The sequence below is a fragment of the Pseudomonas sp. 5P_5.1_Bac1 genome, assembly GCF_025466015.1.
Classification (GTDB): Bacteria; Pseudomonadota; Gammaproteobacteria; order Pseudomonadales; family Pseudomonadaceae; genus Aquipseudomonas.
In genome coordinates this window covers 39,550-51,438 of sequence record NZ_JANLNX010000096.1, presented here as the reverse complement: position 1 = coordinate 51,438, position 11,889 = coordinate 39,550, and the positions used below count along the sequence as shown (strand labels likewise).

Genomic DNA, 11,889 nt, shown 5'->3' with positions numbered 1-11,889 from the left:
GAGCAACAACCCATGTCAGGACTCGCTTTCAGCATCGCCAACTCGGATGGCAAACCGGTCGTCTACCTCGGTCAGACCCAGACGCTGACGCTCACCGTGAGCAACACCAGCGGCGCCGACATGGCGCTGGCCGGCAGCCTGCCGGTCCCCGAAGACGACGCCAACGGCAACACCGCCCTGCTCTATCTGTTTCTCGCCAACCTGGTCGCCGACCCGGCCTCGGTGCAAGTGACCTGCGCCAGTTGGCGCGTGCAGTTCCAGAACACCGCGCAAGGGCCGGTGTGGTGCCTGGCGCTTGAAGCCGGCATGACCTTCAAGGCCGGCGCAAGCATTGCGGTGAGCCTCGCGGGGCTCAGCGTCAGCGGGCTGCCCGGCGCGCGCCAACTGGGCATCGACGCCTACCTCGCCGACGGCGACGCGGTGCAGTTGCCAGTGTTGGCGCAGAACGACCCGGGCAAGCTGCTGCCGCTGAACATCGACTTCGCGGTGACGGGCGGCAACAGCGTCTACATCACCGAAAATATCAACGCGCCGATGGCCAGCTCCCTGGTATTCCGCCTGAGCAACCCGTCACCGAACACGCCGATCGTCCCCGCAGACGTGAGCTGGGGCAGCAAGACCCCAAGCTTCACCCTGTCTTTCGCCTACGCCAGCAAAGGCGGCGCCGGCGCCCTGACCTCGGCGGAAAAGGCCATCGCCTTCACCCGCGGGACGGTCCAGGACTACGGCAACCTCTGGTCGATCAGCGCCAACACCCAGGGCACGCCGAGCTGGACCCTGACCCCGGACCAGTTGAAGAACAAGCAGATCCTCGGCACCGGCGACGCCGCCAGCTTCGAATTCATCCTGGGCAACATCATTACCCAACTGGACGTCGGCACCACCCTGGCGTACCTGCAATGGAGCAACATCCCCGGCTACCAGGACGGCTACAAGACCCTGGCGCTGGTCAAGGTCAAACCGCAGCCGGGCATCTTGCGGCTGATCAGCCTGTCGCCGAGCGTCATCAAGCAAGGCACGCCGGTGCAACTGGTCTGGGAAACCTTCGCCCTCACCCGCCAGACCCTGAGCTGGGCGAAAAACGGCACGCCTTATTCAGTCGCCGTGCCCGCCAGCGCCAGCGCCTACTCACCGGATCCGCAGCCGGACGACACCGTGACCTACACGCTGGATGGCTATGACAGCAAGGGTGCCAAGGTCGCCAGCCAGCAACAGACCATCACCGTGATCGCCAATGCGCCGGTGATCAGCGGCTTTACCGTGGATCCCCAGGTCGCCGCGTTCGAGGGCGCCAACCCGAATGTGCCGGTGAAGTGCAAATGGACGGTGACCGACGCCGTATCGCAAGCGGTCAACAACACGGTCGGGGTGTCGCCGCTGGGCATCACCCTCGACAGCGCCGGCACCGTCAACTTGCTGGTCACGGGCCACCAGAACCTGCAGGCGTCCGCCTCGCAGCAGGTCTACAGCGTGCCGGGCTACGTGCAGACCTTCGTCTCCACCAGCCAGGTCAGCGGCGGCAGCGGCGGACCGAAGATCAACAACGTGCTGAGCTTCAACCGCGTCCGCAATATCGGCACCTGGGAGTTGAACCGCAGCGACTCGCTGTCGAGCCGGATCATTGCCAGCCAGGGGTTTTCCTGGTCCACCGATGGCCTGAACGTCTACCTGACCTTCAACGACAAAACCACCACCGCCACCCTCGCCTGCACCTACGGCGCCCTGACCCTCAGCCAGCGCAGCGGCAAGGCCGACAGCCATGGTTTGCAGCCGTTAGCGATGCTGGTGCAGAACGCAGGGGGGCAGAACTCGCCGGTGTTCAGTGCGCAGACGGTGGCGGTTTAGGTGCCTGTAGGAGCGAGCTCGCTCGCGAAGGGGACAGCGCCCCAAAAGGGTCACGGCCTATGGGGCCGCTTCGCAGCCCTTCGCGAGCAAGCTCGCTCCTACTGCGCCAGATGGTCCAACGCAATCGACACTCGCTCCTCATACCGATATCCGGTCTGCCCCGCCACCGGACTCTCCTCACCCCCGCCCTCGACCCGCGAACGTGACCGATACCCCAGCGGGCTCACGCCCAATTGCCGCTGAAAACTGCGGCGCATGCGTTCTTCATTGCCAAAGCCCACTGTCTCGGCAATTCGCTTGATCGGTTCCTGACTGGTTTCCAGCAACCGGCAGGCGGCTTCCAGGCGCAAGGTCTCAACGGTCTGCGCCGGGGTGCCGCCGGTGGCGGCGGTGTAGGCGCGGGCAAAATGCCGGGGGCTCATGCCGAACTTTTCCGCCAGCCGCTCCACGCGCAAATCGCTGTCGAGGTTCTCGGCGATCCAGGCATGCAAGCGCACCAGACGCTGGTCACGGTCGCTGCGCAGGGCGTCGCTCTGTGCCTTGAGCGGCGCGCTGAGTTGGGCCTGTTCCGCCGAGCGGCGCAGGAACAAGGTGAAATAACGCGCCAGGGTCAGCGCCGCATGCGGGCCAAGGTCCTGTTCCAGCAGGGCCAGGCCAAGGTCGATGCCCGCACTGGCGCCACCGCAGGTCCACAGGTGGCCGTCGTGCAGGTACAGCGCCTCGCGCTCCACGCTCAATGCCGGGTAACGCTGTTGCAGTTCTTCGGCAAAACTCCAGTGGGTCACCACCCGCCGCTCCTCCAGCAAGCCGGCGCCGGCCAGGGCGAACGCGCCCGTGCCAATGGAGCAAAGGCGCCGCGCCCTCGGCGCGTGGCGCTGCAGCCAGGCGTTGACGTAAGGGTCGCTCTCAAGCTCCGACACCCCCGGACCACCGATAACGATCAGGGTGTCCAGCTCCGCCTCGGCCTCGACGTCCGCCAGGGAGCGGGTCATCACCGCAATCCCGGAAATCGTCTCGATCTCGCCACCCAACGGCGAGGCCAGCACGATCCGGTACGGCGGGCTCTGTTTCAACTCGCCGCCCAGAATGCGCGGCGCGGCGGCGAACACCTCCAGCGGGCCGGCGGCGTTGAGCAGCAGCGCACCGGGAAACGCCAGCACCAGAACGGTTCGCGGCGCCGACATGGCAGAAAACGAGGGGTGTTTGACATGGTGGCGTTGGACGGGCGTGGACATACTGGCAACACTTTCCGATTCAAGAGCCAAGACGATGCCCAGAAAGTCCTTCCCTGCCAAGCGCCTTCGTCGCCATCTGACACCCTGGCTGCTGCTCGCCTCGCTGCTCGGCGCCCTGCCCGTCCAGGCCGCGCCGGAGCTGGAAGTCGGTGACCAGAGCGGACTGATCCAGGCGCTGCTGGGCGCCGCCGGTGAAGACCAGGGCCTCGGTTACACCCTCGACTGGCACCCCTTCGGCACCGGCACCGCGCTGATGGAAGCGCTGAGCGCCGCTGCAGTGGATGTCGGCGTGGTCGGCAACGCGCCGCCGGTGTTCGCCCAGGCCGGTGGTTTCGATGTGCGCGTGGTGGCCGCCGCCGAAGGCGCGCAGAACAACAATGCGCTGCTGGTCCAGGCCGACTCGGCCATCACCGCTCCCGCCGACCTCAAGGGCAAGCGTATCGCCGTGGCCAAGGGCACCAGCGGCCATTACCTGCTGCTCGCCGTCCTCGCCGAGGCCGGGCTGGGCATCAAGGATGTGAATGTGATCTACGCCAGCCCCATCGATGCGCAGAACGCCTTCGCCAGCGGCAAGCTCGATGCCTGGGCGGTCTGGTATCCCTTCGTCGGCCAGGCCACGTCCCGCGGCGCACGCAAACTGGTGGACGGCGCGAAATGGCCCGAGACCGGCCTGAACTTCACTGTCGCCAGCCTCGCGGCGCTGAACGATCCGCACAAGGCCGAGCTGCTTGGCGACTTTATCCAGCGCCTGGCCCGAGCCCAGGCCTGGGCCACCGCCCACCCCGACGCCTGGGCCGAGCGGCTGAGCCAGGTCACCCGCCTGCCGCTGCCGTTGTTGCAGGAAATGCTCGGCCAACAGCGCTTGCAGTACGTCGCGCTGGACGCACGGGTCGCCGGCCTGCAACAACGCCTGGCCGACCGCTTCGCCGAGGCCCGGCTGATTCCCCGTCCATTGAAGGTCATCGAAGCCTTCGACGACCGCTACAACCGCCTGCTGCCACAACACCCCTGATCTGAAACCTTCGCGCCATGCCGCAGTTGCCGGCAGGGCGCCGCTCATCTGGAGAAAAGTCATGCCCGCACTCGACCGCACCACCCTGCGTCGCCACGCCACCGGCCTGATCGCCGTCGATGCCGAACGCTCGGCCGGTGGCTACACCCTGTTCGCCCCGCAGACCGCCGGCGGCAACGTGTTCCTCATCAACCTGCGCGGCGAGGAAGTGCACCGCTGGAAACTGCCGCAACGCCCCGGCCGCGACGCGGTGATCCTGGCCAACGGCAACCTCGGCTACAACGGCAACCACCCGGACTCGCCGGAGCTGTTTCCAGGCTGGTCGGTGTGGCATGGCGGTGCATTCAGCGAGGTGACGCCGGAGGGTGAAGTGGTCTGGGAATACACCGACCTGACCCACCACCACGACGCCCAATGGCTGGAAAACGGCAACCTGCTCTACACCACTGCCGAGCCGCTGCCACTGGATATCGCCAGTCGCGTGCTCGGCGGGATTCCCGGCAGCGAGGCGCTAGGCGGGGTGATCTACGGCGACGTGGTCAAGGAAGTCGATCGCAGCGGCACGCTGGTCTGGGAATGGCGGAGCTGGGAACACCTGGCGCCGGAAGACTACCCGCTGCACGACTGCTTCGAGCGCTACCACTGGCCGATGACCAACTCGGTGACCCCGGGCCGCGACGGCAAGGTCATCCTCAGTTTGCGCAGCGTGTCCTCGGTGATCGCCGTCGACAAGGCCAGCGACCGCGTGCTGTGGCGCCTCGGCCACGACCTGGTGGCGCAGCAGCATTGCCCGAGCGAACTGGAAGACGGCCGCATCCTGGTGTTCGACAACGGCATCTCGCGGCCTAACGTGTCCATGCCGCACTCGCGGGTGATCGAAGTTGACCCGCACGCCCAGCGCATCGAATGGCAGTACGCCGACACCCCCGGCTACGCCTTCTTCACCCCGTTCATGGGCGGCGCGCAGCGCCTGCACAACGGCAACACGCTGATCACCGAGGCCAACTTCGGCCGGCTGTTCGAAGTGACCCGCGAGGGTGAGGTGGTCTGGGAATACATCAACCCGCATTTCGCCGCCTACCCGGACGCCGCCTCGCGCGCCTACCTGCCGGGCGAGAACAACGCGATCTTCCGCGCCCACCGCTATCAGGCCCATGAACTGCCCTGGCTGCGCGACTGATCCATAACCCCCAACCCTTCCGATCACGCTTACGCAGACCACGCGCAGCGAGAGGTTCACTCATCACAGGAGTTCATGATGACCATGCCTTTGCAACGAAACAGCCGCGCGTGCGTCTGGCCCCGTTTTCTTCCCGGTTTGCTGGCCCTGGCCTGCTCGCCGGGTTACAGCGCCGAAACCGTCGAGGGCCCGCAGGCCGATGACGCGACCTTGCAGACCATCACCGTCAATGCCCGCCGCCGTGTGGAGGATGTGCAGACGGTCCCCACGGCCATGACCGTGCTCTCGGCGCAAACCCTGGAAAACCAGCGCCTGTACCGCGTGCAGGACCTGCAACAGGCGCTGCCCAGCGTCAACGTGTCGTTCATGAACCCGCGCCAGTCCAGCCTGTCGATCCGCGGGCTGGGCAACAACCCGGCCAGCGACGGCCTGGAAGGCAGCGCCGGGATCTACCTCGACAACGTCTACCTCGGCCGCCCCGGCATGGCCGTGTTCGACCTGCTGGACATCGAGCAACTCGAACTGCTGCGCGGCCCGCAAGGCACCCTGTTCGGCAAGAACACCACCGCCGGCGTGCTCAACATCAGCACCCGCCGGCCCTCGTTCACGCCAGAGGGCAGCGTCTCGACCTCGTTTGGCGAAGACGGCTACGTGCAAACCCACGCCAGCATCGGCGGCCCGCTGACCCACCAGTTGGCCGGACGTTTTTCCGCCTATCGCACGCGGGAGAACGGCTACGTCGAGAACGACTACAACGGCCACACCCTCGGCGGCGGAACCCGCCAGGGCTTCCGTGGGCAACTGCTGTTCGAACCGAATGAATCCTTCAACCTGCGCTGGATCGCCGACTACAACGAAGAGGACTCCAGCGCCGGCACCCGCTCGCTGTTCAGCACCGGCCCGACCATCAACGGCGTCAACCGATACGAGCAACGCGCCGCCGCGGTGGGCGCGACCTTGGCCCAAGGGCGCCACGTCAACCTCGACGCCGACCAGAACGTCAAAGTGTTCCAGGGCGGCACCTCGCTGGAAGCCAACTGGAGCCTGCCCGGCGACTACACCCTGACCTCCGTCAGCGCCTGGCGCTGGTGGGATTTCACCCCGCGCAACGACGACGAACTCAACGTCCCGGTGATGTACAACGTCGGCCAGTCGGCGCGGGACCAGCAATATTCCCAGGAACTGCGCCTGGCCTCGCCGACCGGCGAACTCTTCGATTACGTGCTCGGCGCCTATTACTTCCGCCAGGAAATGCGCAACGAAGTCTTCACCGATTACGGCCCGCTGGCCGACACCTGGAACGGCACGCCACAGGGCGCGCTGAACAACGTCTACAGCCTGGGCAAAGGCCGCATCGACACCGACAGCTTCGCCCTGTTCGCCCAAGGCACCTGGCACCTGACCCCGCGCCTGGACCTCACCGCCGGCGTACGCGGCACTTACGAGGTGAAACAAGCGCGGGTCGGTCGCTACGCGCCAAGCGGCGGCGCGGCGGTCAGCGGTGCGGCGGCCAGCGTCCGCCAGGCGCGCCTCGGCGCGTATGACTCGGGCGATCTCAGCGTCTACAGCTTCAGCCCGTCGGCGCTGGTCAGCCTGGCTTATCGCTTCAACGATCAGGTGATGGGCTATGCCTCGCTGTCCCACGGCGAGAAATCGGGCGGCGTCAACCTCAGCGTCGCCAGCGCGCCGGTGGCCGGTGCCGACTCCCTGCTGATCGGCAGCGAACGGGCCAACGACGCCGAACTGGGGATCAAGACCACCCTGCTCGACCGGCGTCTGCTGCTCAACGCCAACCTGTTCTGGACCGAAGTCCACGGCTACCAGACCAACGCCTACGACGACGCCAACCTCACCAGCTACCTGACCAACGCCGGCGCCGTGCGCAGCCGCGGCGTCGAATTCGAATCGACCCTGCTGCCGGTGCGCGGCCTGACCCTGAACCTCAACGGCTCGCTGAACGACGTGCGCTACCTCGACTACAACAACGCCCCCTGCCCGGCCGAAGTCGCCTTGCAGCCCGGCGCGCCGGCGTCCTGCGACCTGAGCGGGCACACCGTGGTCGGCGCGTCGAAATGGATCCTCAACGCCAGCGGCACCTATGAATGGGAGGCCGGCCCGTTGCGACCGTACGTGAACGCCAGCTACGCCTTCCGCTCCCATGCCGTGGGCACGGTGGACGACTCGGACCATGCGCAATTGCCGAGCTATGCGTTGGTCAACCTTTCGGCCGGTGTACGTGGCGATCTCGCGGATGGGCAGTGGGATGTGTCGCTATGGGTGAAGAATGCGGCGGACAAGACCTACTACACCACGCTGTGGAACTCGCCGAATGGCGGGTACACGGGGGTGCTGGGAACGCCGAGGACGGTGGGGGTTACGGGGCGGTATGACTTTTAGGCCAGGCTGAAGGTCGGCTTTGGCAGACCTCGTTGGTGTATCCGGCCAGCCCCCGCTGTGGGTGCTGGCCTTGCCAACGATGAAGGGCAGCACAAAATCTGCCTATCCCCGCTTCAACGTCGCCTTCGGATACTCCCCGAACAGCGCGTGATACGACTGCGAAAACCGTCCCAGGTGCCAGAACGACCAGCGCATCGCCACTTCGGCCACAGTCACCTGACCAGGGTCCGCCGCCAGCAAATCACGCCTGACCGCATTCAAGCGGCGATTGCGCAGCCAGACCGTCGGCGGCATGTCCGCGTAACGCATGAACGATTGCTGCAAATGCCGCACCGACACCCCCGCCGCTTCCGCCAGGTCGAGCACGCCGAAGCTGTCCTGCGGGCAGTCGTTGACCACTTCCTTGACCCGCTCGACCACCCGCCGCGCCTGGTTCTCCGAACGCCGGCGCGCTCCGACGTCCAGCGCCTCGTCCAGCAACAGGAAGCAACCCTCGGCAATCTGCTCGGCGAAGCCCGGCGCATCGACGTCCACATGGCCTTCCAGCGCACCCGCCAGCACGCCACTCAGCGAGTCGGCGAACGAGCGGCAGCCGGTCGAGCGCAGCGGTTGCAACACCAGTTGGCGAAACTCCGCGGCGGAGCGCTTCCAGGCCGCCGGCTGCTTCAACACCACCGCCACCTCACGGTAGTTCTCCGGGGTGACCCAGGCATTGCGGGTCTGGCCATCGAGCAGGTACAGCGCGTCGTCGCTCATGTCGAAGCTGAACACCAGGGCATCAGGCGGGGCATGGAATTCCTGTTCGACGCGCAGGTTCATGTGCTCCTCGTACAGCTCGACGGCGCCCGTCTGCGCATGCACCAGCCGGCCATGAAAATGGCCCGACGACATCTGCGTGTACTGCTCCTGCCAGCCCGGCAACGCCACACGATGCTCGCTCACTTCGTGAGCTTCCAGCACCTTGATCGCCATGCTCTTACCCCGGTCATTTGTTAATTTTATTAATCATCTACCCGTTTCATGCGCAAGACGGATAGAGGCACGCCGCATAAAGCCAATAAATTAAGGATGTCGACGACAATGACGCGTCGCACGACAAGCCTCACACAACAAAATCAGTAATACAAATAACTATTAAAGCGTCAATCTGCCGTCAAGAATAATAAACGGAGCGGAGCAGATGAAAGCGATCACAGTGCGCCTCGGCGCAGCGGTCTTGCTGAGCCAGGCCATATCAGCACAGGCCGTGGAGCTGAACCCGGATTTCACCCTCGATGTGCTGGTCGCGGCGATGAGCGACTACCGCACCGGCGGGATCTCGCAAACCCTTAACAAACCGGCCTTGCAGTTCGATGTCAGCCTCCATCATTCGAGCGGCCTGCTGGCAGGCATCTTCACATCCAACATCGATTTCGACAGCGATGCCCGTCGCGAATACGACTATTACGTCGGTATCGAGCATGCCTTCAACGACACCCTGAGCGCCTCGCTCATTTACTACGAATACGACTATCCCCGCGAGAGCGCCTTCAACTACGGCGAGTGGATCGGCACACTGTCGGCCTTGAACGCCACGCTGGGCGTGAAGTACACCCGCGACGTCAAACCCTACGGCGACGACCGCGGCGTGATCTGGGCCGGCTACACCCTCGACCTGCCCTGGGAGTCGGCGCTAGACCTGCGCCTCGGCTACTCCGACGCCAAGGACCCGGTCTATGTCAGCCACGACGGCAGCACCCGCAGCGGCTATCGCGACTGGGAGGTGGGGCTGAGCAAGGAACTGCTGGGCGTCGCCTGGCGCCTCGCCTACGTCGATACCGACCTCTCGAAAGCCGAATGCGAATCCACCCAGGGCATCGACGACATCTGCTCGGCGACGCTGATGGTTTCCGCCTCGAAACGCTTCTGATCCAGGGTGCTCATCATGCTTTTTCGCACAACTGCAATGGCCGCCAGCCTGGCGGCCGCAACACTGCTGGGCGGCACCGCGTACGCCGCCCAGGACATTCCCGGCCAGGACGTCAGCTCCGCCCCGGCTCGCCAATGGCAACCCTTCTGGGCCAAACGCGAAACCGGCTATATCAAGACGGCGGACGGCACCGAGCTGCGCTATTCGGCGCTGCTGCCGGCCAACCAGGGCCGTTTCCCGGTGCTGGTCCGCTACAGCGGCTACGACTCCGGCAGCATCGGCGGCAGCGCCTACCTGGCCGACGATGAAACCTTCTCGGTCGATCTCGACAAGCAACTGGTGAGCCTCGGCTATGCCGTGGTCGGCGTGCAGGCGCGGGGCACCGGCTGCTCCCAGGGCACCTTCGATTTCCTCGGTCCGGCCTACGGCACCGATGGCCGCGACGCCATCGAGTTCATCGCAAAACAGACGTGGTCCGACGGCAAGGTCGGCATGTTTGGCTGGTCCTGGTCCGGCATGTCGCAACTGATGACCGCCGCCGAGCGCCCTGCGAGCCTCAAGGCGATCGCCCCCGGCATGGTGCTGGGCGATGCCCGCGGCGACAGTTGGGCACCGGGCGGGGTGCCGGCGCCGGAGTTCGTCACCGGCTGGCACTGGTACCTCGACCAGCGCTGGGCTGCGGTCAAGGCCAGCGCCACCAGCGAAAACGACAGCCGCTGCCTGAGCCAACTGGCGAAGAACGAAGCGGAGATCGGCAAGCACGCCCTGACCTACCAGTTGATCCGCCATCCGCTGCGCGATGAGTGGGTCAACCAGCGCAACCTCCGCGATCGCACCCACCTGACCCAGGTGCCGATCCTGTCGTTCGAAGCCTGGCAGGACGAGGCGGTCATGGCCCGCGAGGGCTACTACCACGAGACCGTGCGCCCGGAACAACTGTGGACCGTGCAGAGCAACGGCCCGCACGACCTCTACGAGTCCCGGCATTTCCGCGACAAGCTGGTGGCCTTCTTCGATCACTTTGTCAAAGGCCAGGACAACGGCTTCAACCGAACCCCGCACGTCGAAATCTGGCAGGAGACCGCCAGCGCCCAACGCGACACCCCGCACGACCTCAATGAAACCGCCGCCCCCGGCTGGACGCTGCAACGCGAGCGCCTGCCGCTGGACATCACCCCGGTGCGCTTCGCCCTGGCCAGCGGCGGCAAGCTGATCGAAGGCGGCAAACCCGAGGGCGAGCCGGACGAATACGCCTACCCGGTGGCCGGCCCCGACGTGAACACTTACGAGGAAGACAACGCCTGGGGTCAGCTCAAACCGGGCTGGGAAAAAGGCAGCCTGGCGTACACCAGCGCGCCGCTGACGCGCGACCTGCTGAGCTATGGCCCCGGCAGCGCCAACCTCTGGCTGTCGACGCCGATGGGGCCGGACCTGGACGTGCAGGTCACCCTCACCCAGTTGCTGCCCGACGGACAGGAAGTGTTTATCCAGCGCGGATGGCTGCGGATGTCGGCGCGCAAGCTGGATGACGGCAAGTCCACCGCGCTGCGCCCCTGGCGCCTGGACACCCCGGATGCCGTCGAACCGATGCTGCCGGATACGCCCGTACTGGGCCGGGTGGAAATCCCGCCGTTCTCCCATCCGTTGCGCGCCGGCTCGCGGGTGCGCCTGTGGATCGACGCACCGGGGCGCACCGGCGGTTATGGCTTCGACACCTTCGCCCTGCCCGCCAAGCCGAAATTGCTGCATGACGCGCAGCACCCTTCGACGCTGGTGCTGGGTGAACTCAAGGGCATCCAGGTGCCTGCGGCGCAACCGGCCTGCGACAGCCTGCTGAAACAGCCGTGCAGACCCGACCCGCTAAACCCGGCAGCCAACTGACCCGTGAGGAATCGACCATGAATGCATTACTACAGTCACACCGTGCCGTCCGTCAGGACTCCGCCGGGTAAAAGGCTATACCCACGTCGGCACGATCGATGACGTCAGCGACAGTGAAGTGCTGATCGGCGTGTACCGGGTCGACCGGGGCTGAGGCAACAACGTCAATGGGGTTCCACTCGTTTGCCCTCGCACTGTCAGGTTGCGAGGGCTTTTTTTTGGTTCTTCCGGGGACTCTGGGGTGTCTGTGTTGCGGGATTATCCATTCGATGTGGCGGCGCTGCCGGCCCCTTCCGCCTCTACGGCGGGTCCATTTTGTCTTGGTGTAGAGACCGGACACAGGGTGGACGGGTGTGCGGAGACAGGGTGGACACTTTTCGGTGAGCTCACTTCGCCGGAGGGTGCTGCGCACCTGCCCCCTCCAGACACC

At 65.6% G+C, this 11,889-nt stretch carries 8 protein-coding genes; 6 read left to right on the top strand and 2 right to left on the bottom strand.

Annotation, left to right across the window (positions count from 1 at the left end):
* Window positions 1–12: 12 nt before the first annotated feature.
* Window positions 13–1,845 carry a hypothetical protein gene (locus NTD82_RS20840; protein WP_262130040.1) on the top strand — a complete coding sequence of 611 codons (1,833 nt, stop codon included), beginning with the start codon at window positions 13–15 and terminating at the stop codon, window positions 1,843–1,845.
* Window positions 1,846–1,943: 98 nt separating this feature from the next.
* Here NTD82_RS20840 and NTD82_RS20835 read toward each other — a convergent pair whose 3' ends face one another.
* Window positions 1,944–3,029, bottom strand: a complete 1,086-nt coding sequence (locus NTD82_RS20835; RefSeq protein ID WP_262130038.1) for a GlxA family transcriptional regulator — start codon at window positions 3,027–3,029, stop codon at window positions 1,944–1,946.
* An 85-nt stretch (window positions 3,030–3,114) separates the two neighbouring features.
* Here NTD82_RS20835 and NTD82_RS20830 point away from each other — a divergent pair, with 85 nt between their 5' ends.
* The 3 genes from NTD82_RS20830 (at window position 3,115) to NTD82_RS20820 (ending at window position 7,669) form a co-directional block, all read left to right on the top strand.
* Window positions 3,115–4,092, top strand: a complete 978-nt coding sequence (locus NTD82_RS20830) for an ABC transporter substrate-binding protein (protein ID WP_262130036.1) — start codon at window positions 3,115–3,117, stop codon at window positions 4,090–4,092.
* A gap of 61 nt (window positions 4,093–4,153) precedes the next feature.
* Window positions 4,154–5,272, top strand: coding sequence for an aryl-sulfate sulfotransferase (locus tag NTD82_RS20825; RefSeq protein ID WP_262130034.1), 1,119 nt, complete (start codon window positions 4,154–4,156; stop codon window positions 5,270–5,272).
* Window positions 5,273–5,350: 78 nt separating this feature from the next.
* Window positions 5,351–7,669: a TonB-dependent receptor gene (locus NTD82_RS20820; RefSeq protein ID WP_262130033.1), complete on the top strand. Its 2,319-nt coding sequence runs from the start codon at window positions 5,351–5,353 to the stop codon at window positions 7,667–7,669.
* 102 nt (window positions 7,670–7,771) lie between these two features.
* On the opposite strand, the gene NTD82_RS20815 is transcribed toward NTD82_RS20820, so the two are convergent.
* Entirely contained in the window at window positions 7,772–8,641 is an 870-nt protein-coding gene (locus NTD82_RS20815) for a helix-turn-helix domain-containing protein (protein WP_262130032.1), read from the bottom strand.
* 208 nt (window positions 8,642–8,849) lie between these two features.
* Between NTD82_RS20815 and NTD82_RS20810 the strand changes: the two genes are divergently transcribed.
* Together NTD82_RS20810 and NTD82_RS20805 are read left to right on the top strand one after the other, a co-directional pair.
* On the top strand, window positions 8,850–9,578 hold the full coding sequence (locus tag NTD82_RS20810) for a TorF family putative porin (protein ID WP_262130030.1): 729 nt from the start codon (window positions 8,850–8,852) through the stop codon (window positions 9,576–9,578).
* 15 nt (window positions 9,579–9,593) lie between these two features.
* Window positions 9,594–11,459 (top strand): CocE/NonD family hydrolase, encoded by a 1,866-nt coding sequence (locus NTD82_RS20805; protein WP_262130028.1) that lies wholly within the window; start codon window positions 9,594–9,596, stop codon window positions 11,457–11,459.
* Window positions 11,460–11,889 lie beyond the last annotated feature (430 nt).

What these genes read in the sequence shown, in the direction of transcription:
- NTD82_RS20840 (WP_262130040.1), top strand. Translation starts at nt 13, where the DNA reads ATGTCAGGACTCGCTTTCAGCATCGCCAACTCGGATGGCAAACCGGTC.
- NTD82_RS20835 (WP_262130038.1), bottom strand. Translation starts at nt 3,029, where the DNA reads ATGTCGGCGCCGCGAACCGTTCTGGTGCTGGCGTTTCCCGGTGCGCTG.
- NTD82_RS20830 (WP_262130036.1), top strand. Translation starts at nt 3,115, where the DNA reads ATGCCCAGAAAGTCCTTCCCTGCCAAGCGCCTTCGTCGCCATCTGACA.
- NTD82_RS20825 (WP_262130034.1), top strand. Translation starts at nt 4,154, where the DNA reads ATGCCCGCACTCGACCGCACCACCCTGCGTCGCCACGCCACCGGCCTG.
- NTD82_RS20820 (WP_262130033.1), top strand. Translation starts at nt 5,351, where the DNA reads ATGACCATGCCTTTGCAACGAAACAGCCGCGCGTGCGTCTGGCCCCGT.
- NTD82_RS20815 (WP_262130032.1), bottom strand. Translation starts at nt 8,641, where the DNA reads ATGGCGATCAAGGTGCTGGAAGCTCACGAAGTGAGCGAGCATCGTGTG.
- NTD82_RS20810 (WP_262130030.1), top strand. Translation starts at nt 8,850, where the DNA reads ATGAAAGCGATCACAGTGCGCCTCGGCGCAGCGGTCTTGCTGAGCCAG.
- NTD82_RS20805 (WP_262130028.1), top strand. Translation starts at nt 9,594, where the DNA reads ATGCTTTTTCGCACAACTGCAATGGCCGCCAGCCTGGCGGCCGCAACA.